The 25850-nt window shown below is 37.8% G+C and carries 19 protein-coding genes and 3 pseudogenes; 14 read left to right on the top strand and 8 right to left on the bottom strand.

Features of this window, described 5'->3' with window-relative positions; genetic code table 11:
- The first annotated feature begins 10 nt into the window (after positions 1 to 10).
- The 6 genes from AC5WOE_RS08095 to AC5WOE_RS08070 all read left to right on the top strand — a co-directional run bounded on the left by AC5WOE_RS08095 (position 11) and on the right by AC5WOE_RS08070 (position 8627).
- The gene (locus tag AC5WOE_RS08095; protein WP_496050495.1) at positions 11 to 556 is read left to right on the top strand and encodes a GNAT family N-acetyltransferase; all 546 of its coding nucleotides are present in this window, start codon (positions 11 to 13) and stop codon (positions 554 to 556) included.
- A gap of 339 nt (positions 557 to 895) precedes the next feature.
- Entirely contained in the window at positions 896 to 1384 is a 489-nt protein-coding gene (locus tag AC5WOE_RS08090) for a hypothetical protein (protein ID WP_496052324.1), read from the top strand.
- Positions 1385 to 1653: 269 nt separating this feature from the next.
- A complete protein-coding gene (locus AC5WOE_RS08085; protein WP_496052323.1) occupies positions 1654 to 2127 on the top strand; it encodes a hypothetical protein in 474 nt (157 codons plus the stop codon).
- Positions 2064 to 2252, top strand: a complete 189-nt coding sequence (locus AC5WOE_RS08080) for a trypsin-like serine protease (RefSeq protein ID WP_496052493.1) — start codon at positions 2064 to 2066, stop codon at positions 2250 to 2252. Before AC5WOE_RS08085 ends, AC5WOE_RS08080 begins: the two co-directional genes overlap by 64 nt.
- 237 nt (positions 2253 to 2489) lie before the next feature.
- Positions 2490 to 8108 carry a DNRLRE domain-containing protein gene (locus AC5WOE_RS08075; RefSeq protein ID WP_496052322.1) on the top strand — a complete coding sequence of 1873 codons (5619 nt, stop codon included), beginning with the start codon at positions 2490 to 2492 and terminating at the stop codon, positions 8106 to 8108.
- Positions 8109 to 8411: 303 nt separating this feature from the next.
- Positions 8412 to 8627, top strand: a complete 216-nt coding sequence (locus AC5WOE_RS08070; protein ID WP_496052321.1) for a hypothetical protein — start codon at positions 8412 to 8414, stop codon at positions 8625 to 8627.
- A 727-nt stretch (positions 8628 to 9354) separates the two neighbouring features.
- Here AC5WOE_RS08070 and AC5WOE_RS08065 read toward each other — a convergent pair.
- Complete coding sequence (locus AC5WOE_RS08065; protein ID WP_496052320.1) at positions 9355 to 9879, bottom strand: helix-turn-helix domain-containing protein; 525 nt, start codon at positions 9877 to 9879, stop codon at positions 9355 to 9357.
- A gap of 5 nt (positions 9880 to 9884) precedes the next feature.
- Positions 9885 to 10436, bottom strand: a complete 552-nt coding sequence (locus tag AC5WOE_RS08060) for a DUF6932 family protein (protein WP_496052319.1) — start codon at positions 10434 to 10436, stop codon at positions 9885 to 9887.
- A gap of 229 nt (positions 10437 to 10665) precedes the next feature.
- On the opposite strand from AC5WOE_RS08060, the gene AC5WOE_RS08055 reads away from it, so the two are divergent.
- Complete coding sequence (locus AC5WOE_RS08055) at positions 10666 to 11712, top strand: tyrosine-type recombinase/integrase (RefSeq protein WP_496052318.1); 1047 nt, start codon at positions 10666 to 10668, stop codon at positions 11710 to 11712.
- A gap of 318 nt (positions 11713 to 12030) precedes the next feature.
- Here AC5WOE_RS08055 and AC5WOE_RS08050 read toward each other — a convergent pair whose 3' ends face one another.
- Complete coding sequence (locus tag AC5WOE_RS08050) at positions 12031 to 13014, bottom strand: hypothetical protein (RefSeq protein ID WP_496052317.1); 984 nt, start codon at positions 13012 to 13014, stop codon at positions 12031 to 12033.
- A gap of 476 nt (positions 13015 to 13490) precedes the next feature.
- On the opposite strand from AC5WOE_RS08050, the gene AC5WOE_RS08045 reads away from it, so the two are divergent.
- Positions 13491 to 15233 (top strand): DUF4145 domain-containing protein, encoded by a 1743-nt coding sequence (locus tag AC5WOE_RS08045; protein ID WP_496050493.1) that lies wholly within the window; start codon positions 13491 to 13493, stop codon positions 15231 to 15233.
- 457 nt (positions 15234 to 15690) lie between these two features.
- Positions 15691 to 16640, top strand: a pseudogene (locus AC5WOE_RS08040) (Tn3 family transposase); the annotation flags it as partial.
- A 130-nt stretch (positions 16641 to 16770) separates the two neighbouring features.
- Here the strand turns inward: AC5WOE_RS08040 and AC5WOE_RS08035 are convergent.
- Positions 16771 to 17070 (bottom strand): annotated as a pseudogene (locus AC5WOE_RS08035) (Tn3 family transposase); the annotation flags it as partial.
- Positions 17071 to 17152: 82 nt separating this feature from the next.
- On the opposite strand from AC5WOE_RS08035, the gene AC5WOE_RS08030 reads away from it, so the two are divergent.
- Complete coding sequence (locus AC5WOE_RS08030) at positions 17153 to 17968, top strand: hypothetical protein (RefSeq protein ID WP_496050492.1); 816 nt, start codon at positions 17153 to 17155, stop codon at positions 17966 to 17968.
- Positions 17969 to 18382: 414 nt separating this feature from the next.
- Here the strand turns inward: AC5WOE_RS08030 and AC5WOE_RS08025 are convergent.
- From AC5WOE_RS08025 to AC5WOE_RS08015, 3 genes and pseudogenes are all read right to left on the bottom strand, one after another.
- Positions 18383 to 18580, bottom strand: a pseudogene (locus AC5WOE_RS08025) (VOC family protein); the annotation flags it as partial.
- Positions 18581 to 18592: 12 nt separating this feature from the next.
- On the bottom strand, positions 18593 to 19147 hold the full coding sequence (locus AC5WOE_RS08020) for a DUF6022 family protein (protein WP_496052316.1): 555 nt from the start codon (positions 19145 to 19147) through the stop codon (positions 18593 to 18595).
- A 123-nt stretch (positions 19148 to 19270) separates the two neighbouring features.
- The gene (locus AC5WOE_RS08015) at positions 19271 to 19855 is read right to left on the bottom strand and encodes a TetR/AcrR family transcriptional regulator (protein WP_496052315.1); all 585 of its coding nucleotides are present in this window, start codon (positions 19853 to 19855) and stop codon (positions 19271 to 19273) included.
- A 346-nt stretch (positions 19856 to 20201) separates the two neighbouring features.
- Between AC5WOE_RS08015 and AC5WOE_RS08010 the strand changes: the two genes are divergently transcribed.
- The 4 genes from AC5WOE_RS08010 to AC5WOE_RS07995 all read left to right on the top strand — a co-directional run bounded on the left by AC5WOE_RS08010 (position 20202) and on the right by AC5WOE_RS07995 (position 23164).
- On the top strand, positions 20202 to 21065 hold the full coding sequence (locus tag AC5WOE_RS08010; RefSeq protein WP_496050489.1) for an SPFH domain-containing protein: 864 nt from the start codon (positions 20202 to 20204) through the stop codon (positions 21063 to 21065).
- A gap of 13 nt (positions 21066 to 21078) precedes the next feature.
- Positions 21079 to 21234, top strand: coding sequence for a type II toxin-antitoxin system antitoxin (locus AC5WOE_RS08005; RefSeq protein ID WP_496050488.1), 156 nt, complete (start codon positions 21079 to 21081; stop codon positions 21232 to 21234).
- A gap of 449 nt (positions 21235 to 21683) precedes the next feature.
- Complete coding sequence (locus AC5WOE_RS08000) at positions 21684 to 22184, top strand: ArsR/SmtB family transcription factor (protein WP_496052314.1); 501 nt, start codon at positions 21684 to 21686, stop codon at positions 22182 to 22184.
- A gap of 242 nt (positions 22185 to 22426) precedes the next feature.
- Entirely contained in the window at positions 22427 to 23164 is a 738-nt protein-coding gene (locus AC5WOE_RS07995) for an SDR family NAD(P)-dependent oxidoreductase (protein WP_496052313.1), read from the top strand.
- A 1076-nt stretch (positions 23165 to 24240) separates the two neighbouring features.
- On the opposite strand, the gene AC5WOE_RS07990 is transcribed toward AC5WOE_RS07995, so the two are convergent.
- The gene (locus AC5WOE_RS07990) at positions 24241 to 25380 is read right to left on the bottom strand and encodes an FxsB family cyclophane-forming radical SAM/SPASM peptide maturase (protein WP_496052312.1); all 1140 of its coding nucleotides are present in this window, start codon (positions 25378 to 25380) and stop codon (positions 24241 to 24243) included.
- Between the last annotated feature and the right edge of the window lie 470 nt (positions 25381 to 25850).

Below are 25850 nucleotides of genomic sequence, written 5' to 3'. Positions count from 1 at the left end.
GATCATCTATTTGTTTACACATAAAATAAATGAAGGTGTTTTTTTAAAAAAGTTAGAAATACGTGACGCAGAAAATTTGTTTACTTTGATTGATCAATCTAGAGAGCATTTACGCGAGTGGCTTCCATGGGTGGATTCTACTCAATCTGTAGAGGATAGACGATCATTTATTGAGTCAACAATGAAGAAATCCGCTGAAAACAATGGATTTGACGCGGGTATTTGGTATAAAGGAGAATTGGCTGGATTTATTTGTTTGCGTGAGATTAATTGGCCTAACCGGTTTACCAGTATCGGCTATTGGTTAGGAAAAGGGTTTCAAGGTCATGGACTTATGATAAAATCTTGTCGGGCTTTAATTAATCATGCTTTTTATGATCTAGGATTAAATCGTGTAGAAATTCGAGTAGCTACGGAGAATAAGAAAAGCCGGTCCATCCCTGAACGATTAGGATTTCAAATAGAGGGGTGTATCCGGCAAGGCGAGTGGATTTATGACCATTACGTTGATACTGTGGTTTATGGAATGCTAGTGGAAGATTGGACAAAGTTATAAACACAAACTTGCATAAATACTAGCTAACTGTTACCAATTCAAATATTTCGAATCTGGAGATGGGGACATTCAATCCAATAGATATAATAAAACTGGTCCTTTTCTATAGTTTCTGTCTCCATTTTTGCACCTTCTTTGATGGAAAGACATTTGGCTTCATATATTCCTGTGACTAGGCAACATTTAATTTAATTGGTATCCGCTTCTCCATATTCAGTTTGAAAGTTCCATATGGATTCACATGATGATAAAACAAGGGAGACAATCCCCTAAAATCTTCGGGTGTCATGTTATTCCATCCATATAGATGGATGTATCTACTTTCAGGAGGGTATATAATTGTTTTCGTATTTGATAAATAGACAGAAGTTTGTGATTGCACTAGGGCAATATATTTCACATGAGATTGTTAAAGCAGGAAAGGCTACCTCAAATGAGTTAAATTCGTTTTGCAGGTATGAACTCGCACAGAAATTTCTTGAATCTCTCGTTTATACAGATAAAAAGGGGATTCAACACACTAATAAACTTGAATATTTATTAGAAGGATCTCTGCCTGGTGAAGATCTAAGAGATGATATTGCAATATACATCGATCGAAGATTATCCCAATCCTTTATAAAGTGGAAATTACAGGATTATGATAAAAAACCCTCGCAAATGACTAATATCAATCCTTCTGATCATGGTCTTATCTGTCATTTCGATATCGAGGGGAAATTCAACAGGCAGCTTATGATGAAAAAATTGCCAACAGATGCTCCAGCTTTATTAAGCAAGTATTTTCAATTTGGGATAAAAACTGAATCTGCAGATAAAAAATACTGAGATTAATATATCTCTAAAAATATTGGCTTTTATTTACCGACTTCTTACTATGGAAGTCGGTTTCGTTGTTTAGACCTAGTACAACTAAAAGTATTTTTTCCTAAAAGTGGAGACAAAGAACGCAACCTTAAGTCTTTTTTCATCCAAATAGAAATCAAGCCATTTTTGGAAAACAATCGTAATCTCTTATAAATATTGACGATATATGAATAAAAATATATTCTTAAAATTAAGAAATATTTAGAATTCGAGATTGGAGTGAAACTATAATGGATCAAGCCCGTTTATCTGATGGCAAAGCAACGTATGATGACTCTTTCCCTATTGCTTTAAATGAAGAATTTCAAAAAATACAAGCAGTTGACGCTGTGAAAATAAGTAGTCAATCCACATTTTATTGCCCCAAATGCTATAAATTTGACCGTGAATTTTATATTGAATTCCATACCTCTACTCAATTCCATATTAAAAAGTGGGGGAAAATCGTCTGTTATGATGAAGTCAAAGACATTGCAATTTTATCAACTTCAGATTTAGATATTTTGAAAGAAGGATACAACTACAACTTCTCTTTTGAGAAAGAACAATCCATTATTCTTATTGGATATCCTGAATACAGGACAGGTCAAGAAATTAGAATTCAAAAAGGATTTGTTCAAGGTAAAAGAGTGCATGACACATACATACACACTATGAAATTTCTGCTACTATACATGGTGGTAATAGTGGAGGACCTATTGTAAATGAAAGAAATGAAGTTATAGGTATTGCTGTAAGAGGGGCAACTGAAAAAGGGGTTGTTCCGAATGAGATTATTCCAATCTCAGAGGTTGTTGAATTAGCTAGAAAAAATAATTTAATAAAATAGAAACTTGTTGATAGTGTCCAAATGATAAAAAACATTCTGCATTAGTTGTGGAATGTTTTTTCGATTTGGAGAGAACTTTATTACTAGGTTGCTTCTTCATCGAGAAAATCAAGGAATAACTAGTTGTCAACATATAAATTTATATTATTTAAAAATAAAATTATTGTATTTTGGTAATATGCTCCCTATACTAATCTAGTAATCTATTTTTTACTATATTAGGAAGGGAAGGGATTTATGGTATCTTTTTTATTTGCCAAGAAGTACATATGGCATCGACGCGCATTTTTTTCTTTACTTGTTTTATCCATTTTTGTTACTTATGGCCCACCTTGGAATTGGAGATCGGCAAATGCCGCAGACACCACTTCAAAGAAAACAACGGTAGAGGTAAAAGATTTAAGAACAAAAAATTCCAAAACTTTTGTCAAACCAGATGGAAAAACCTATGTGACAGAGGCATATTTAGACCCAATCCACTATAAAAAAGCTGGGGAATGGGTTCCCATCGATAACACCATTCAATCCAAGGCTATGGATACCGATCACGTGTATAGCAACGCTACGGATCAGTTTCAAGTAGGTTTTGCCAAAAGTACCACAACCGAGAATCTTGTTAAGTTTCAGGCTGGAGGCGGAACAGTCGAGTTTGCGCCAGTAGATTCATCCAATGTTACGGCAATAGTAGATGGAGATACCATCACGTATCCGAATATTTATGATGGAGTAGACCTTATCTATACCGTTACCAGTACAGGAATAAAAGAAGAATGGCTCCTCAAAAAGCCCTCCAATCGTTCTACTTTTTCCGTTGAATTAAATACTACCAATGTAAAGGCGCAAGCAAATAAAGACGGATCTGTCTCCTTTCTAAACGATAAAGGAGCAGAAGTTTTTAGCATACCAAAGCCGTCCATTTATGATGCAGCAGATGCAACAACAGGAGATATTGCCTATCAACTGCGAGAAGATCAAGGAAAAACCTACTTGGATGTAAAAGTAGATGAGAAGTGGTTACAAGATGAAAAACGGCAATATCCCATCGTGGTCGATCCTACGCTTGTGGTGCAAGGAACACAAACTACACTAGACACCTTTATCGCAAATGGAACCGCTTACCAAAATAGTGATTTACATAGCGATATATCGATCTATGCAGGAACCGATCCTACTTATGGGATTACCCGTTCCTTGCTTCAATTTCAACTTTCCCCACTACTAAGTGGAGCACAAATTCAATCAGCAAAAATCACCTTGAATCAGCATTTAACCAATACGAATACCGCATCGATTGGGGTGTATCCCATTACATCCAAATGGGCATCGAATACCGCTACTTGGGCCAATCAACCCACCATCAGCTCCAAGATCAGTACGACGAGTGTTCGATTAACAGGGGCCTACGATTTTGACGTTACTTCGCTGGCAAAAGGCTGGTACAGCGGAACTGCAAAAAACTATGGGGTCATGCTCAAACAGGACACCGAAACCAGTGATCGCAAAGGATTCCGATCCAGTGACTATGCTACCGACACCACACAAAAACCAAAGTTAACGATAACCTATACCATTGAACCTCTCGGAGTAGAAGATTTTTGGACAACGGCTAGTTCCAATGTAAATACCTATAACGGAAACTTCTACTTAGAAAAAAATGATGTCTCTATTTCGGGGCGTGGACCTAGGTTAGAATTGACGAGATCCTACAATAGCCGTTCTGGAAATGCAGGAATTTTTGGTTATGGATGGACAACCAATATCGAACAAAAAATCACCGATAGTGGAGATGGACCACTCTTATACCAAGATGGAGATGGAACGTATCATACCTTTACTCCACCTACGAGTGGAAATGGGGTATATAGTCACCCAAGCGGTGTGTACTTGGATCTTTATAAAAATTCGGATGGCACTTATACCATTATGGATAAAGATCAAACCATTTATAAGTTTAAAAGCACCGGACAACTTTGGCAAATAGCGGATTCCAATGCCAATGTATGGAGTTTGGGGTATACCAATAATCTGCCCACCAGTATTATCGACGCATCTGGCAGGACAATTACCATTGTTTACGATGCGAATAATCATGTACAAACCGTTACGGATTTTGCAAATCGATCCATCACGTATGGATATGATGCGAATGGAAATTTACAAACGGTTACTCATAAAGATACCGATGGAAGTACCTTATCGGTGGATCAGTATGACTATGATACTGCTCATCAATTAACAAGTATTACTGATCCCAATAACAACAAAGAAACCATTGCCTATACAGCCAATAAAGTTACCTCGATGAGTCATCCCATTACAGTCGGAGGGACAGTACAAACCGCAGCTACCACAATTGCTTATGATACTGCTAACAACGTTACCACCGTTACCGATCCCAAAAATCATATAAGCAAGTATACGAACAATGACAATGGGAATGTCGTGACAATGGTACAAGATTCTGGGGGATTAAATTATACAACGACTTATACGTACGATGGAAACAACAATTTAACGGATACCAAGGATGCCAATACCAATGCAGCAAGTGGTACTGCTACTACACACTATACGTATGACAACAAAGGAAACGTTCTAACGGAAACCAATCCGTTGAATGAAACAACGCAAACCACGTACGATTCCAACAATAATCCCATTACGGAAACGAATCCAAAAGGGAATCAAACCACCAATGAGTTTGATGATGAAGGAAATGAAACAGCAACTACCGATGCTGCTGACAAATCTGCTGCTACGAAATACGACACATATGGAAATGTAACCGAGGAAACAGAAGAAATGAGTGTCGGGAAAAACCTTGCGATCAATGGCAGCATGGAGATTGACCGGGATAGTGATGGTTGGCCAGACAACTGGAGCAAAACGCCAACAGGAGCTACAACAATCAGTGTAGATTCAACAGGTTTAACGACGGATGGGATTACCCTTGGGAAAAAGAGCTTGAAAATCACGAACCCAACCAGCACAACAGCAGTGGACAGTGATCGTATTCCCTATGATGCTACCAAAACATATGTGTTTAGTGGTTATGCCAAGACATCAGGTGCAACAGGTCGAGCCATGATTTATGCATTTGGCTTTAATACGACCAATGGAACCTATGTCGCTATTCCCAGTAGTTATATTACCGGGACACAAGACACCACTCGTTTACACGTAGTAATCAATCCGGGGGATTTACCTGCGGGTACCAATCAATTGGAGATTCGTGGATATACCACTTCTGGCTCCGGAACCTATTGGTTTGATGGATTACAGGTAGAAGAGGGTTACTATGGAGCCTATAATACGCTGGAAAATAGTAGTTTTGAACGGGATACCGATCCTACCGACAGTATTCCAGACCGCTGGACCTTAGTAGGGAATGTATCTTCTGGGGAAGGAATCAATACCGTAGAAAAATACGATGGAAACAATACGGTTAAACTGGTCGGAGATCCATCCAGTTATAAGTCGGTGTACCAAGATATTCAGGTAAGCGGCGGGGTAGGAGCAACCTTTACCGTAGCTGGTGTTTCCAAAGTAACAGGACCTACAGCTGGGAAAGTATATGGATATATCATCAATACCTATGATGCAGCCAATACCTTACAAGAGAAGTTCACCTATAACTTCGACAGCTCCAAATCACATGACTGGCAAAACTTAGCTGCTACCATTAAAACAACCAAAGCATTTGACCATATCCGAGTCTACTATGAATATAGCTTACAAACGGGAACGGCTTGGTTTGATGCTGCAAAAATAACCGTTGGTTCGATTCGTACCCAACATACCTATGATGCGAGTGGAAACTACGAAACCAAGACAACAGATGCATTAGGAAATACCGTAGATAAAACTTATGATGCGGTTGGGAACGTAAAAACAGAGAAAATGGGTAGTGATACTTCCCAGTATACCTATGATGGATTGGATCAATTAACCCAAGTCACCGATGCCAAAAACAACATAACCAAGTATCAATATGATAACAATGGAAACAAAACAAAAGTAATAGACGCAAAGAATCACGAGACTACCTATGATTATAATGAAATAAACTTGTTAAAAAAGGCTACAGATGCATTAAATCGTGTTACCCAATATGACTACGATTTGAATGGAAATGTAACCAAAGTCACCAAACCAGATAATCACACGATTGAATATGGCTATAATTCGGTGGATCGCCAGGATTCCATTTCCTATGATGGAGTTTCTCGCTACACCTTTGAGTATGATCCCAATGGGAATATAACAAAAGAAACAGATAAATCAAATAATAATCAAGTCACTACCTTTACCTATGACTCTGACAACAAACTAAAAACCAAGGATGAGGGTAATAGCAACACTGTTGCCTATACGTATGATAAAAATGGTAATGTACAACAACGAAAATATGTAGCCGGGAGTACAACCCTCACCCAAGATAATACATTTGATGTTCTGGATCAATTAACTAAAATTCAAGAAAATAGTAATACCAAAGCTTCCTTTACGTATGACGAAGCCAATCGTGTGGCTAGTAAGAAAAATGCAGATGGTACTGTTTCTTTGTACAAATATGATGGAGTAGGCAACTTAATCCAACAAACCAATTACAATACAAACGGAACGATATTAGATAGCTTCCGTTATGTCTACGATAATAAAGGAAGAATTACTTCCGTTATCTCTAACGCTGGTACTACCAGTTATGTATATGATGAGTTGGATCAATTGAAGCAGGAAAAGCGCCCAGATGGTACTACCTATGATTATACGTACGACGAAGTAGGGAATCGACTCACCATGACGGTCACTCCAAGTGGAGGTAGTGCAACCACGACAACCTACCACTACGATAATACGAATCAGATTACAGATGTCAATGGGACAAGTTATACTTATGATGACAATGGAAATTTAATAAGTGATGGAAACCAAACCTACGTCTATGACAATGGAGATAGGCTCACGGCTGTAAAAGATAGTAGTGGAAATACCCTTGCATCCTTTACTTATGACTCCAAGGGTATGAGAAAAACGATGACTACAGCATCTGGCACTATCACTTTCCACTATGATGAGAATAACAATGTGGCTTATGAGACAGATAGTAGTAACAATGTAGTCGCAAGTTATACATGGAATGAGAATCAACCTGTAAGTATGACGCGTGGGGGTCAAACGTATTATTACCAGCTTAATGGTCATGGAGATGTAGTAGCTTTAACGAATTCTACAGGTGGGATTGTAAACACTTATGAGTATGATGCTTTCGGTAATATTGTGAAACAAACAGGTACAGTGGTAAACCCATATCTATATGCAGGTTATAGATTTGATAAAGAAACTAATTTGTATTATTTGCAAAACCGTTATTATCAACCCAAATCAGGTCGATTTATAACTATGGATAGTAGTGATGGCAATGAAAGTGAACCATTAAGTTTAAACAAGTATACTTATGTTCAAAACAATCCTATTATGAATACTGACCCAGACGGAAATAGTCTAAGACGCATTAAATATTCTCTAAGATATGCAATCCAGTATTGGTTATCCCAATATGTAGGATGGAAAGCAGGGGCAAGAATTGTTGCTACAGTCCTCGCATTTGTTCAAGGAACGAAAGCCGCAAAAACTGCTTATAGAACAGCATATAAAAGTGCTGCGAAGTTAGCATACTCTATCCCTAGAAGAATTTTTACTGCTTCTGTTTTAAAACAAGCTAGGAGAGTAGCACTAAAGGCAGCTATGAAAATAGGGTTCCACACGATATGGTGGGGAGCATGGTTTGGAGATGTATGGGATCTTGGTTATGGTTTTTATGATGGATATTTCAATAAATACAAACGATATTAAAAGAATTAATCATTGAATCAAGGAGACACCTATTGAATGGATAAATTAGAACGAGTTATTCTCTATAGTATTATACTATTCCTTTCCATCGGCTGGTTTACAAATCCGGTAACGAATGAATTATCTGGTATACCTCATTTGTTAGGGGTATCATCATTTTTGCTGATAAACTACATTTATAGAAGAACCAATTACCCTGTAAAAAAGGAATTCTTTATAGAGTTTCTCCTAAGCTTACTTGTTGTGGTGCTGACAATTTATATTTATATAAAGGTTCTCTAAACTGTTAAAAAGGAGTAAGTTATGAATCCATCAACTGGATTAGAAAACACAGATTTGTCTTCTTTATTGTCACAGCTTGTTTTCTCTCCGATGTTTATTATTATGGTGGTTATCTGTATTGGTTATTTTGTGATCATGTTTAGTGAGAAAGGATTTTTCACTTTCTTTGGCAAAATAATAAGCCTTGTTTATATTGGTATCTATCTTTATGCGATCTATCTTCGATTTTTTAAATAATGTAAACTTCAAGATTATGGGGCAAGCATTCTTATTTTAATAGGAGTGCTTGTTTCATAAACGTATATGAAATTAACTTATATGGTTGCATGGTTCTCTGCATTAAAAAAGTTGTTTAAAAGAAGAATAGGGGATAACAGTTATTCAAGAAAAGAACTGAGGAAAATATGAGAGCTGTTGAAGTCTTAGGTTTAATGATTGGTATTAGTTCATTATTAGTTGGTATATTCTATAACAAAAACCATCATAGACGAGAGAAACCAAAGTTATTAATAGATGTATTTTTAGATATAGAATTTCGAAATCTCCTTGCTTTCATTCCCTTATTATGTAGCTAAAATAGGCTTTTTGTAATTGCTATTGTCGCTATTTACCTGGCATTTTTTGTTCTCTAAACAGCAAATTAGGAGACGACATTTAAATGGGTATCGGAGAAATTTTTTTCATCTTGGTTGGGGTAGTACTTATTGGCATGGGATTATTTATGTCAAAAAAACAAGTAGAAGATGTGAAGAAATGAAAAAAATACTCCAGAAATATTCAATCCAGCAGCATTACTAGTTACTATTCTAACTGCAAAAACACCTTCTATTATCACGAGATTATTTTACATTCTAGCTGGGATATTTTTTATCTTACTTGTATTAGCATTAAAATATTTATAACGAAACGCAAGAAGTTAAAGAAGCTCAACCTCTCTATACTCTGGGAGAAGTTGAGCTTTTCTTTATCCAACTTTAGTTGATGATATTTCTCCTTTTGAACTACCTATTTCCTGAAGAGCTTTTTGTTTTTCCAACCAATCATAATACTGAGGTGGATAATCCTCTTTTGAGATTATCGTTAATCTTTCTACTCCTAACACTTGAAGGATTCGATTCAACTTTGTGGTTCCTATCCCTTGATACTCAAATTTCTCATCCTTTGAAATCTGTACCTGGGAAATACCCAATTTCTCAGCCAGCTGTTCTTGTGTTATACCTTTGTACACACGCATTTTTATTAAAAAAGATCCCAATTGGCCCATTGTGACTGTTTCTTGATCAAAATCACCTTGTTTAGCTTTTTCATACATTTCAATGTCATATTCTAAAGAGTAATATATTTTGTTAATAGCCATGAGTGAAATATCGATTTTTAATTGATCATAACCCCGATTAGTTAAATCCTCTGTAATGTCCTTACGCTGCTGCTCTAAATGCTCTAATTTTTTCTTCTCTCTTTTGTATTGTTGTTCCGAATTAATTTTCATCCAAATCACCCCTTGATGATTTTTACTAAACCCTTCTCTATTCCATATCGGTCTTTCCGAAATAACTCTCGAAATTTTAACGCTCTTCCATCAGCTGTTTGATAAGCATAAACCCCAAAGCTATTGGGATAAATCTCGCATCGAAAATGATGCCACATTTCACTCTTTTGTTTTCCATAACTATCTGGTCTCTGTTCCCACCAATTCCAAACCGGATCGGGGTAGTTCATTCGCGAGTTTAATTCATGAGCAAGAACAGACAATTCCTCAATAACTTGGGAGCGATCTTTCAGCTCGGTTTCGTATTCAAAAAAAGCGTCAATATCCCCAGGTTTCTCTTTGTTCGAGCAGAAGGAACCATCTAAATAGACTGCTTTTATTCCGATCATCCACAACGGTTGCAGCAATATCTCCAGATTATCAACTAAAAACCGTCTCCAAGGTTCATTCCATAAAGGTGTTGTCTCATCACCTTTAACCAGTAAAGAATTTTTAAGTTCTTGGATGGTCATTTCGTATTCCTCATCAGGGAGATATCCATATTCGTTAAAATACAAAAAGTGATCCTCACTTTCATTATACCCTATTTTACTCCAGCATAACCTATAGGTTATATTGATGTCATGAATTTTAATTATCACATTTTTTAATTTTCGTCAAGTAAATCACGAAAAAATATCACATGAAAAACAACATGATTATATTGAAAAAAAGAATGATGAAACCCTCTTTTTTATGTACAATAATCTACATTATAGAACGTAAAATGAACACGAGGGATTGCTGATGGAAAATAAAATTATACATACCGAACAGTCTGAAATTATGCTTCCCCAAGAAACACCACTAACCGATCTAGCCATGGAATATGTAAAAGCGAGTAAATCGAAAAATACACTTGCAAATTATCGTCACTCTATGAAGCTGTTTCAAAAGTACATGCTCAAAAAACATAATCTTAATCTAAAAAACCAAAATGATTGCTTAAAAGTAGATCAAGCTATGGTAAGCAATTATCTTTCCTACCTCACAAGTAATGAACGAAAAAATGATGAAAATAAAAAACCGTTAAAACCATTGAAAGCCTCCTCTGTTTTGCGGCATCTTTCTGCACTACGTGACTTTTTTGGATATGTAGTAGAAACTACCCCTTTTCCCTTAAAAAATCCTACAGTTGGAAAAAAGATCGAGGACGTAATCGAAGGAATTCAACGGAGATTAGGAACTGCACCTAAACAGAAACGAGCCATCACTTTAGATGTGGAGGAAATCATACTCAATGAGATTAAAGGAACATCTCTAGCAGATAAAAGAGATGCTGCTATAATTGCACTAGGATTTGCTGGTGCTTTTCGAAGATCAGAATTAGCAGGGATCGATATGGATCACCTTACTTTTAAAGACTCAGGAATCGTACTTTATCTCCCAAAATCAAAGACGGATCAGAAACAACAAGGGACTTGGAAGCATATAGCTTATGGAAAATCAAAAAACACTTGCCCTGTTCGATTAATTCAACAATGGGTGATAGCATCGAAAATTCGAGAAGGAGCCGTATTCCGCAGAATACGTAAAGGAGATCATATAGATAATCGAATAAATCCTGCATCTATTGCTAGAATCATCAAAGATCGAGTGGGAAAAGCTGGTTTAGATCCTTCCCAATTTTCTGGACATTCTATGCGTCGTGGATATATCTCTCATGCTCGTGAAAGTGGCCTAGACATGGTTACGATCATGCAACATACAGGACATAAACGGTTTGAGACAGTAAAAGGATATGTAGAAATGATTGATGTAGAAAAAAACAGTGCTACCAAGGGATTATATTAGGGACTCGTCTGAAATAAATCCAGATCAGGATTTCTAAATGATTATCTTGATCGATTTATGCAGTATGTGTTCTCCAAATAACCAATATTGGTGGTCTGAAACTTGCATCTCATAGGGAAGCTATTCTGTTTCCACAGGATTTTTTAATGCAGTAAATGTTTTTTTGACGAGTTTCTTCTATTATATATAACAACTTTTTCATTCCATCTTCTTGGGGTGTTTGCTTATGATGGAGCCAGTATATGATAATTCTATGAATGAACAAAAAAGCTCCCCTAAAGCGAGCTTCTCATAAAAACATACTTTTGGATTAATACACTAGAATCTGCTCCTTTTGTCCAGAATGCTTCCTACTACAATAATGATAATACCTATCACGATGTATAGTGCCCCTGACATACGTAAATCAGGATGTCCAACAAACCTTCCACCTTGTAAAATGAATATGATTCCAAAAGGAATCCATATGATTAATATATTATGATCATGCTTAAAGTATATGTCTAAAATGGTTGCGACTAGAAAAGTGAAACCAACTATTAGTTCCGCCCAACCGTTAGTTTTGAAACCATCAATAAGATAGATGGCTGCTAGTATTGGATATAAGATTACAAAAAATATGCTTGCAGATCTTCTATGAGGTTTTACTGTTTTTGTATTGAATGAATCTCCATGTAATTCCTTTTTTGTTTCAAATGTTTCTTCGGGTGATTCAATTTTTCTTTCAGTCAATTCTTCGGGTGATTTCTCCTTTCTTTCAATTAATTCTTCAGGTGACTTCTCTTTTCTTTCAATCGATTCTTTGGGTACTGTGTGAAAATCCGATGCTGCAAAAACAACAACATATTCTAACTTTTTAGTTAACTGAGATTCTGTATCTAATTTCTGTATCGATATATAAAAGTGATGATAGGAATGATAGAGCTTAAAGGTGACTTCATCTAATAAATTATCGAGCTTTTCTGCTTGTTCGGTCAACTTACACAAACAATAATAGATTCGGTATTCTTGTTCAGCGTCAAAAATCTTCCATTTAATCTTGCTCAAGTCTTTTTCCATAATAAAGGGAAGATGCTTAGAGAAATTTATCATTTGTTCGATTTGACTTGTCACATCTTTGAATAATTCCTGTGTTAAAAGATTAAAAATAGATTTTTGAAAAGATGGCATATTTAATTTTGTATGCAGAAGATATGCCCGTTGAGCCAAATAATATAACCTCATATTTTCAACAGGGATTTTCATTTTAAGTCCGAATTCAAGTGATCTATTAGTAGTTGTCTTTTTTTCATTTTGCTTCATGTAAATAAACTCCTTTAAATTTGCACTTATAGCTTAAGTATAACCCTAAAAATCTAGAAGTTGTTCGAGGTTTTTATATCTTCATAATAAGCAGCAAATATTGGACATCATCATTTAACTTTATTGTCCAGCATGGAATCTTCTTGTGGTAAGGGATTTCCCTGATCTTTCCCATATGTTCGAAATATCCTCTAACACATATGCAATTTTCCTTGTAAGTGAAACAGCCAATATAAACTGCTTTGCCATTCTTACAATCTCTAACATCCCATTTTACTGGATCATGCAAGGTAACACCTTGGTGGTATTCCATCATTTTCACTAACAACTGAAATTCCTTAAAAGTTATTCTGTATACGAACCAATTCATTTCATTTGAAAGTATAACAAAGATAACCAAATGTGGTATTATTAAAATTATTTGAATTTGCTAAGAATCAACATGTAGGCGGTGAACAACACGAACGGTGGACAACATGAACAGTAATTTTGATCGATTGACAGATAAATGGCAGTCGCTTGGTAAACTAGGACAGGAAGCGGAACAATATGTAACTAGTGATCCGAGTGTGGCGTTATTTAAACTCCGGTTATATGCGGAAAAAATGACAGATGAGATCCTTCGTTTTGAGGGGATTGATCCCCTAGAAATGGACAATCAAGTTGATAAACTGGGTAAACTAGAGGAAAAACAACTATTACCCGCAGAAATATTGCTAATGTTTCACAATATCCGTAAAGCAGGCAATAGAGCGGCACATGCAGGAGAAGGTACAAGCGAAGAAGCTAGTATACTACTGGAGCAGGCGTCTTGTCTTAGTTCATGGTTTGTAGAGCGTTATGTAGAAAACAATCATTCGTTTGGTAAATTCAGACGAGAAGCAGAACAATACGTGACTAGTGATCCGAGTGTGGCGTTATTTAAACTTCGTGTATTTGCAGAAAGGATGATAGATGAGATTCTCAATTTAGAAGAAATAATTGTCTTAGAAACGGATCATCAAGTTGATAAACTAAGTAAACTAGAGGAAGAACAACGATTACCGGCAGAAATATTGAATATCTTTCACAATATTCGTAAAGCAGGCAATAGAGCGGCACATGCAGGAGAAGGTACGACCGAAGAAGCTAGTATACTGCTGATGCAGGCGTCCGATCTTAGTTCTTGGTTTGTAGAGCACTATGTAAAAAATAAGGGTAGTAAAGAGATGAAACCCCATGGTAATACACAGGAACAAACTCCTATAGGAGAAAATAAATCTCCGAGTTTCACTATGTTAATGATTTCCCTTACGGCTTTTATTCTGTTGGAGGCGTTTATTGGGATATATTTTGGCGTTGGATGGGCCAGCGGTGCTGCGATCATCTTTATCATCTACATATTGAGTCTTATAAAGTTGGATAGAAAAAGACATCTCTTGATAGGTTGTATGCTTTGGTTTGTTTTCTTGATTGGTGTACTAGGGCTACTCATACAGTTAGAGGTTATAAAAACTTCGTCAAGTTCGGATATTGATTACTCTTTATATCCACCCAGTGATGCAACAGAAAATACAGAGACTATAAAAACTGCGTCAAACGACTCTATCCATTTCGATTTATATGATGATTTTTTGGATGATTACAATTCGACTTTGTATATAAACAATAAACTCATTACTATTCCAGATAATTCTGTTGCCGAGGATATTAAGATTGGCTCCAATATTCATGCAGAATGGACCTTTCCTTGGGGTCAAATGAAAAGTGATACACAGCGTGTAGAAAAACCTGAATCCATGGTAATTTATCCAAAGGCAGATCCACAGTTGCAAAAGCAACTGACTGATTTTTTTAATAAATTCGCCAAACAATGCGTTCAGTCAAAACGGGAAGATAACTCTGATCTTATTACACTTGTGTCAGGAGATATTGGCGATATGTGTGAAGGTGTATCTTTTTTTGATCATAATGAGAAGTTAATTGAAACAGGAATTGATTTTAAAAATTCAAAACCTGTGATCTATGAGTCCTTATTTTCCGATCCTGTGCTTGTTTTTAAATTAAGTGCTTATATCAAATACGAGACGGACGGAGAAATAGAGACCTTGGATGGTGGCTTGCGACTTGTTTATGACAAAATAAAAAAAAGTTGGTCCATAGATAGTTGGTCAACTGATTTGCTTGATCAGGGTGAATACGAAGAAAATCCGGATACTGTCATCACCAAGTTCGAATGATTGGTACGCTGTTCTGAGAAAACCAAAAGACTCATGTGAGTAATTGGTGCTGTTTGTTAATTGTGATTGATATATAAAAAGAAGTAATGTTAGGACCTCACTTAGTGGTCGGATGACTCGGCAACGCTGTAAAACTTTCCGATCAGTCAAGATGAAGGACTACCCTCTTCAAAGGCTCCCCACTGGTTACCGAATTTATTAAAGTGTAGAAGTCAGCATGGGTTGCGAAAATCTACACTAAGGAACTGATTTAGTAAAAATAAGCTTTTCGTCTACTCTTAGACATACTGAAATAGAAATTTCTAAGAATAATGGGTTGTTTTCCCTTCTCTTAATCCGATATACTCAATTTACATCGTAGAACTACAGCTCTACGATGTAAATTCGCTTGACGTAAGTTTATTACAAAATATTGCTGATACCTCTATAAAAGACAGCTCTTTCAGGGGTACGACCACCAAAACAACTAGCTTATCTGAAACGAGAGATCGCTAACCGTTGGTGGATGACCGACTTCATCGACATATTAAAAGAAACCGATTTAAGAGTTGGATTTACGGAACACTTTCAAACATTAGCAACTCATGAGCGGCTAGATCCAAAAACCATTCAAAAACGCTTATTACTATGTCTTTTTGGTCTAGGAACCAATACAGGGTTAAAAAGAGTAGCCTCTGGTAATGCTGATGTGACTTGCTATACATCAAACGAAAATATATCTACAAAGATAACGTAAAGGCAGCAATTGAACACATCGTAAACGCCATTTTAGCAGATCGACGGGAAGAAATTTTGGGGAAAGGAACTACTTCTTGTGCATCCGATTCTACAAATATGGCTGCCTATGATCAAAATCTAAGAACCCAATGGAACCCACGCCAACGTGGACCAGGAATTTCTGTCTATTGGCATGTGGAGGAAAAGTCCATGTGTATTCATTCGTCCGTCAACACACCCAATTCTTCTGAAATCGCCGCGATGCTCCATGGATTACTGAATCACAACACCGACAAAGAAGTCGAACGAAATTTTGTCGATACACATGGGCAAAGTGAAGTGGGTTTTGCTTTTTGCTATCTGCTTGGTTTTAAACTCATGCCACGACTAAAAAACATTCATTCCCAGAAATTGTACCGGCCTAAGATTGGAGTCCATTATACTCATTTGCAACCTGTTCTTGTACAAAAGCCAATTGATTGGGATTTAATTCGTAGGCAGTATGATGAAATGGTAAAATATGCAACTGCTTTACGATTAAACGTAGCAGACACGGAGGCCATCTTAAAGCAATTTTCTAAAAACAGCTCCCATCCTACCTATAAAGCTTTACAGGAGTTGGGGAAAGCGGTAAAAACTATCTTTTTATGTGAATACCTCCATGTAGAAGAAGTGCGTATCGAAGTCCACAGAAGCTGCCTTTGTAAGGAAGAGCAGCTTCTTTGATAGGATTAGCGACAAATAATTGTACTAAAAACACAACAAATAGCAATTAAATCTACTGAATAGATCGAAAAGTAACAAATCATTTTCCGATTTCTTATAAAGCCAGTCGTTGATCTAGATCCATTCGAAATTCACCGTATGGATTGATATGGTTGTAAATAAGAGGAGTAAGAGCTCGATAGTCTTCTGCTGCCATCTGGTCCACCCATTCTTTTTCTTGCAGGACATGTTGGATTTTAAGCGTATTGATATATACTAAGCAATTTTGCAGTAAGTGGAGACTAAGGATGGCAATTTCCTGCTCTTGAGGTTGATTTTTTTGGATTTCTCCCCCTTTTCCATAAAAGATAAAGTCACCACCAGAATGCCAGTTTTCCACGACATTTAGTCCAGCTTTGTATATTCACAATAACAAGAGATTTAAAAATATGCTATTCTATAATTAACACCCAACGACTTTTCCTATAGGGGGAATCGTGAAGATCATTCGTGCGACTGACGAGTATGCTGCCCGTGCCATCTCGGCTGCTGTGACGGTCGAGGCCACCTTCGGTGGGTCGGACAAGGTTGTCCGCGGCACGATGGCGACGCTTGGAGTGGGTCTGCCGGATGACAACCGTCCTCTGCCCATTCTGAAGAGCAACACAACTATTCTGATCACTCACATCGATCTCGGAACGCTGTTCTGGGTTTCGGATCTTCTCGGAATCCGTCCGAACGCTCCTGAGTTCTGGGAAGCCGAGCGGTTCATCACTTCGAACGGATCGCATCACCTTCATGAGCTGAACGATGTTACCCGTTATCAGCTCCTCGCGTATTGGGCGTACGCGGAAGAACTGTGGGGGAAGCCGACCGTTCCTCACAAAGAGGATGTGACCGAGCTTGTCATGGAGCACATCGAGGTGCTTAACCGCATTATCGGAGGTGACCATGATCTTGTTGCTCAAGGGATCGAGTGGGACCAGAAGCGGTGGCAAGCCGTGGAGGAATGCTTGGTCGAAGAGGACAACAAGGTTCGAGTCTTCGAAACCGAGCAGGTTTTCTGCAACGCAGCGTACTACAGCCCGGAGCGTGAGGAGATCATTCCCGTGATCGTGACGTTGAACACGTCACGGGGTGCCATCATCATCTCATGTGCAGATGGTAGCTTCGACTGCGGTGCTGTCGCTAGGCTCATCTGGCCCGAGGGTGGCGGTGGCAAACAAGGAATCGGGGGTTCCCCACGTGATCAAATCATGACGGAGTCGGACCTCACCACTGTGGTGGAGAAGATTCGAGAACTCATGAACTGAACAACAAAGTCGCTGGGAAGGTAACTAGAAGCATGTAGGATTGCTACTAGTTACCCCCAGCAAATTATAGTCATAATATTATGACTATAATTCTCCATAGTAAGAAATCCTCCGAAATTTAAAAAGATGTAGTATTGATATATACTAAACATACTCACTGTCACAAAAAGGATTGATCCTTTTTGTGACACTACATATCACTTTGAAATTCAATCATTTTCCATTTATTGGCCAAATTGCGTTTCGCGACACGGATGCTGGTTCTAGGCCCAATAGGATGGACTCATTTTGTCGATCTCCTTTTCAGCTTTGAACTCTACTGTATTTTAATAATAATTGAAATATAATGTGAAATACCGCATTTTAAAGTTGTCTATGAAGGAATTTTTTTCGTCAACGCTTATTTCGATCTACTTAATGATAGACTTCAACCGTAAAATTACTTGGTGCTTCAACATAAAACGTCCATGTATGCAATTGTGTTGGAGGTTTTATTGAAAATCTATCTTCTTTTAAACGTTGATTGATAATCACTTGATCTTTGCTTACTTGACCGAACCCCACATGAAAAGTTTTTGGATATTGAATCGATGACCCACCTGATAGAGTGAGGTGAAGGATAAACTATTGATTCTTTTGATTGGCTCTTAACTGAGCGATATAAACATGGAATTCAGGAAGGTTAGCAAAATCAAATGCTGCATACCGTTTGGACAGAGTTGCTACAACTTCATCTTTGGTTGTTTCTTCTAAAACAAAGACAGGCGGTTTTGTTGGTACGCGAAACTGTGTATGATCATGTGGCAAAACAGTGACGATGGTTCCAAGTGGCTCATCAGTTTCATGTTCATACAATGTACTCCACATGCAGCGATACTGATCTGTTTCTTCTGGGTTTGTTCCCCATTCTCTCGAAATTTCCATATCACCAGGCAGTCGGGTAGAAACTCGTAGCCCAGCATCTTTCAACTGGGAATGGATTTTTTGGTAGAGGAAGTTTAAATAAGTTCCATACGAAGGTTCACCTACGGTTGCAAATGCATGGTCCAACTGTGCTTTCTTCTCTGTTAAGATAACATCCCAGTTTTCGGTTACATGATTTTCTAGAAATTGGCTAACAGCAAAAATCTTGGCTCTATTTTGATTTTTTTCGAGATAGGAAACAAGTGTTGCAGTCATGACACATCACTCCTGAAAGAGATTGGCGTTTCCACCTCTTCTGTCTACCAATGGATGATAGAGACAAGAGACAGCAGGAATAAATGATAGTTATTAGTCACTAACATTTCTAAGCAAAAAAAATTAAGTGATACCACGGCAATAGGTTTGCACACAATGTTGGATAAAATTTTCCTTTGAATCCGTAATAAATTGGTTTCCTAGGAATGTGAGAGAAGCAAAATATCCAAATAAGAAAGTTAAGAAAGAGATTGCTTGTTTATCTGGGTCTTTGATCTTTGCTTTCTTTTTTTCACACATCACTTGAAAATAGTGAGCTAAGGATTGTTTTAGTTTTTTTGGATTATGGGAGACGTGATGACTTAACTCTGGCATTGTCGTTCGTTCTTGAACAGAAATAAGGAAAATAGAACGGTTTGCTTCCATTTGATCCAAATAAGTCGAAGCGATTAGATACAAATCTTTTTCCAGCTCCCACGTAATTTGGGTTTCAAAAAGATTTTGAAATGACGTAACAATGGAGTGTTTTTCAATTGCGGTTTCCAATAACCTTTTTTTCGTCTCAAAATGCCGGAAAATCGTCATTTCGCTTACTTGTGCACCTTGTGCAATTTCTTTAATGGTAACTGCTTTAAAACCTTTGTCCTTCATCAGTTGTATGGCTGTCTGTAAAATGCGGTCTGCGTTGCTTGTTTCTGATTGTTGCATCATTCCACCACTTATCAATGTTAGTTATTAGTAACTATCATTATCATAGCACAATATGGCGAGAAGTCGAGATATTGAATTCAAGGTTTAGTAATTCTTGTTTTTAAACGAATTAATGACGTAAAAGTTAATTTTCATGACGTTTTCGTCTCTTCACGTGTAAGGTAGTCGGCTAAGTTGTGTCTAAAATATGTCTTGGTGTGTGTTTTTCTTCTCTGGATACGGTGATCCCTAGAATATGTCCTGTTTTTACACGTATCTCCCCGGTGCCCCTATTTACTTTGTCTCACAATCGCTTTATAATGATATATAAATGATATCATTTATATATCACGGAGGGGTCAGAATGACGGAAAAATCAATTTTTAAAATCAATGGTTATGCAGCACTAATCATTGCACTAGTATGTATTGTTGGTGGAGTTAACTTAGTTAGCCATTCCTTTTCATTCGGAGGAGAAGCAAGCGGAATCGTGGTATTCATTTTAGGTTTGATTATTTTCACAAGTTTAACTATCGTACAGCCAAACCAAGCAAAAGTATTAACGCTCTTTGGTACGTATAAAGGTGTCATTCGTGATCAAGGATTGTGGGCAACGATTCCTTTCACTTTTAAACGAAGCGTATCGTTACGGGTCACCAACTTTACAAGTGAACGATTAAAGGTAAATGATTTAGAAGGAAATCCAATTGAAATTGCCGCAGTGGTGGTTTATAAAGTAAATGATTCAGCAAAAGCGTTGTTTGATGTTGAAAACTATGTAAAATTCATTCAAATCCAAAGTGAAACGGGAATTCGTCATATTGCAAGTAGATATGCCTATGATTCGTACGAAAAGGAAGGAGAAAACACCCTTACCCTCAGACAAAATAGTGATGAAATAGCAGAGGTTCTTGTACATGATTTACAAAAGCGAATGGATGTTGCCGGTGTCGATATTATTGAAGCGCGGATTATGCATTTGGCCTATTCTTCCGAAATAGCTTCTGCTATGCTGCAAAGACAACAAGCGAATGCCGTTTTGTCTGCTCGTAAAGTGATAGTCGATGGGGCAGTAGGGCTTGTAAAAGCAGCGATTGATCAGCTTCAAGAACAAGAAATTGTCGAGTTGGATGAAGAGAAAAAAGCACAGATGGTCAATAATCTGATGGTAGCCATTGTTTCTGAGAAGGGAACACAGCCTATTATTAACACAGGCAGTATCTACTGAGGTTGTGTCGTAAATGAGTAAACGAAAAGCATTTCCGCTTCGAATTGATCCAAAACTATATGAAATACTAGAAAAATGGGCTCAGGATGATTTGCGAAGTGTGAATGCTCAAATCGAAGTCATTTTAAAAGAAGCAGCAAAAAAAGCGGGAAGAATGAAAAAAGAATAAAGTTTTTTACCCGTTTATGATCCCTTAAACCGAAATATGGAAAACCCATATAGTTTCCAATCTCTTAATAAAGGAGTTAAGGAGCAGTCAAACAGGAAATCGGAATATAGTGAAAAAATTTAAATCTATTATTTTACTCCTGGTGCAAACATAGTTACCGTTCATATAACTGGTACTCTGGAACTGAGAAAAATAATGAAGATTGGCACATCTTCAGATAAAACAGAGTGTTTCGTGTTTCCTAAGAAATTCTAGAAATTGCTCAGTAAAGGTGCAACGCAGTGATATGTTCGAGTAAATTCCCTCTGCCGATGCTCCAGCTTATCTTTATATCTAGCTCAAAGAAGCTGATTTACACTACCTATAGGATAGTGTAAATCAGCTTCTTTCCTCTAAAATTACTAAACCAATGATAGCTAAACCACGCACTCCAAATCGATCATAAATTTGTGAAATTAACACGCAATTCTAATATGGGATGCTCCGTTCGTAATTGGGTTACAGCAAATGAGATTAACGCAATGACTCCTACAGTTAGTCCCCTTAATGATATACCAATTTTTTTTGGAATGACAATTAGTTTGTGTTATACTTCTCTTATGGAAAATAACATTTTAGCATTTGCAAAAAAATCAGCGGCATTAGGTGATCCAATTCGTTTGGAAGTTCTAAACTTAATTGCTAAAGGGCATGATGATACTTGTGAGTCTCCACCACATCCAGAATATCCACAAGCAATTTGCCCCTACTTAGATATTCATAAAAAGTTAAAAAATATTTCACCATCAAAATTGTCTTACCATCTCAAACAATTGCGCGAAGTGAATTTAATTAAGGAACATCGAAAAGGAAAGAGGGTGTACTATTCTGTAAACTCTTCGGTTCTCATTCAATACTTAGAAGAAATGCAGAAAAATTTCATTTCCGAAAATTGGCATATACGATTGTGATGAAAGAGGCATAAGGGGTATGTACGTCGCCGATTTGTACATTTTGGAATAAATAAAAAGAAATTGCTCTAGGATGTGTTTAAAAACCAATCATTGAGTCAGTTTGAAAAAAGAAGCAATATAAACAAACGACAAAACAGACTTGTCTAATTTGTCATAACGCGTGGCAACTCTACGAAAACGCCTCCATTTATGTCAAATTTAGTGAAAACTAACCCATAATAGTAAAGGGAACGATAGAGATGAAAGACAAAGTAGTTTTTGTGACTGGTGGAACAACCGGTATAGGAAAAGCAGCTGCTATCACCTTAGCAGCAAAAGGTGCCACAGTTGTAATCGGAGCTCGTCGAGAAAAAGTGGGACAAGAAGTTGTTAATGGGATTCAAATGAGTGGTAATAAAGCAGAATTCGTCAAATTGGATATTAGTCAGGAAGAAAATGTGAAACAAGTTATTCAATCCATTATTGATAGATATGGAAAACTTGATCTTGCAGTAAATAATGCGGGTATAGCTCAGTTACCTACTGCTTTGATCGAGACAAAAATGGAGGTTTTTCAAAATGTGTTACAAACAAATGTGCTTGGTACATTTCTATGTATGAAATATGAAATTCAACATATGCTGAAAAACGGAGTTGGATCAATCGTTAATGTCTCTTCCATCACAGGAATTAAAGCTCTTGCTTCATCTACAGCATATTCAGCTTCAAAATTTGCAATCGAAGGGCTCACCAAATCAGCAGCTTTGGAAGTAGCTTCTCAGAATATAAGAATTAATTCAATTGCCCCAGGGCCAACCAAAACAGAAAAAGCGGAACAACTAGATGAAACTCGTCTCACTCATTTAACCAATATGATTCCAATGAAACGAATAGGTTCGTTAAAAGAAATTGTCAACGGTATTTTGTGGTTATTATCCGATGAATCCTCGTTTGTTACAGGTTCCACCCTTGTAGTAGATGGCGGAGCTACGCTTTGATCTATTCTTCAATTAGACATAAGGGCTGGAAAAAAGAATGACAAAACCTTTGGAACTACTTATAACGATCATCTGGTAAGAATGAACATCTTCAGATCAAAAAAAGAGGGCAACACACCAGTCGGACATTGCCTTACTAGGGAACCTGATCTGTATATTTTTCTAGGATCTTCCGAACACCATGATTCGAATTTTTTTCTTCCAAGAAGACTCAAATAAATAAGTGGCCCCTTTTTTCTCCAAGCTATCAGCATGTAGAGGGAAACGGGACAATTCTATCCTTTTTTCCTTTACCTTGATTCACTCGAATCTGGCATCGTTGAAAATCCACGTCTGTTCAACTTGATAATGGCTTCATAATAGTTCTTCATCTCATCCTCTGTTGGTACATAAGGCAATTTCTTATTTGTCTTTGGCGCACTTCGATTTCCAACTCCGTACGCTAGTGACGGAATATACTCATAAATCTGGTCCCTTTTTACGAAGATATTTGGCAGCTCCCGCGCTTTCTTTTGATGGATTTTTCGGGAAGTTGAGTATAAAACTTGCATCACCAAAAGTGTTTTGTTTTTCGTTTCCTAACCATATATAATGAAATAAGAACCCATAGTCAGTAGATTAGAAAAGGAGAAATCTGGCGTGGGAAGTAAGAATCCTAGAACCAAGAAGGTTCCCAGGATTTCGAATCTTCGAAGGGAAATTCAGATGTCATCACCTCTGACATCTCTGGACGCGCCGTCACGCGCCGAGATCGGAGAGGTTCTCAGGCAGAGCGAACATCCTGTTCTGCTCCTCCTCGCTGAAGGACTCGGCTGTGGTCGAGTAGGAACCTTCAGTCTTTTCCAGAGCAGGTCCCGTCGGGGCCGTGAGGAAAGTTGAGGGATCTCTAAGAACTAGAACTCCTACTAGGTAGGAAATCGCCCCCTCTCCAACGGAAATTGGAGAGGGGGCGATTGTATTTTATTGAAAAAGATATATATAAGAGCAAAACTAGTAATAAAATAGTTAAATGACTACCCCCCTTGAACGAACATACAAGGGGGGCTGTTACCTCTCACACCTATTTCTCTGATGTATTAGAGGGGGATATGTGCAATCTCACCTTGAAGACGGTTCGAGATATGCACGATGATTCTTTGCAAATCATGACAGTAGACGGACCGGTTAAGAAAACCGTTTGTTTCTTGGTAACGATGGGGGTAATAGCCACCACCACACACCGTTTTCAAATAGCATACCTGGCATTCAGGTCCCAGTGCTTTTAGGCCGATTTGACGAGCAATGACACCTGGGTGTTCTAGAGCCTCGTCAAAATCGTGATGATGCACATTCAGTCCAGTCTCAGGCGCACCTTCGTAGGTTGACTTGAGTGCATCGACCTGTTGGATGGTTCCATCTGTTTCGACAACGATTCCTGCGTATGGAGAGAGACCCAGCGACTCGATCGTACTGGGTTCCCCCAGGAGAAGATACATGATCTCCATAAAGTAACGGATCTCTGGTCTGTACTCAGCTTTGTCATCAAACCATCGATCAAACAGTTTGACAAGCCAGTCCCCATAGAGAGTAGAGGTAGATGGCAATCCCGGTGGCGGATCAGAGTGATTGCCAAGTGGCAGCAAAAAGTCCATGGAGGGTGGATTGAATCGGAGCAGTGATTCATAGACTTCGACTGGATCGTTTTCTACGTCGATCACACAAAGGATACCGTTGTATACCTCAGGGTGTTGCTTAAGTAGCTCTAGACCCATTGCTGTCCTCTTCCATGTAGATCTTCCAACATGGTTCACTCGATGGCGGTTGAATGTATCAGATCCACCGTCCAGACTGACTCCAATACCAATATTCTCTGAAGCCAGTTTTTGAATAATTTGCTCAGTGAGTAGTGTCCCATTGGTTTGTATAACCACAATAACAGAACACTGCTCACCAACAGTCTCACGTACTTTTCTCACGCACTTGATGAGTAGCTTCCATCCAGCCATCAATGGCTCACCACCATGAAGGACCAGTCTGATGCTGTCCAACTGATGGGTGTGTACGTGCTTTGCAATACGCATGGCTGTGTCAGCGATGACTTTTTCAGACATAGTCACAGGGCGACGCTGATAGCTCTTGTCTGCTTTTTCGTAGACAAAGCAATACGTGCATGCAAGATTGCATAGTTCATATATCTTCAGCACGAATTCCCTGAATGCATATGCTGTAGGTGACATTTTCTCTCTTTCTACTATCTAGATCCATCCCTACCAAGTATAGAGAATTGCTAGATTAGTTGGAATAATTATAACATAATTTGTGGTGCTAATTGAAAATCTGATTGATTCATTTGGTACTGTTCCATTTTTTAGAATCGTTCAATAAACGAGAACAGAAGAAGCAAAAAGAATTGCTTCCAAAGCAAATTCATAGCCGATTAGAGTTAGGCTTTAAATGAGTAAGGCGAAATACATCGCAAAAGAAGCAAACAAAGTTTCCATTTGTTTTCTACGAGAGTGAAAAAACAGAGGAAGTTTAGGTGGATAAGAGTGTTCAGTCGCTGTTTGCTGGTTTTTATATCTCATATTGTTATATAGGATCAACCAAGAATGGTCTCACAGTAAAAAGCATGTCGAAAGACCAAAAAAAGCCAGTCTAATAAGGGATACTGGCTTTTCATCTGCCCCAATGATGCCCGCCATTTGCC

The organism is Shimazuella sp. NTD248 (assembly GCF_059510395.1).
This window is presented reverse-complemented; position numbering and strand designations above follow the sequence as displayed.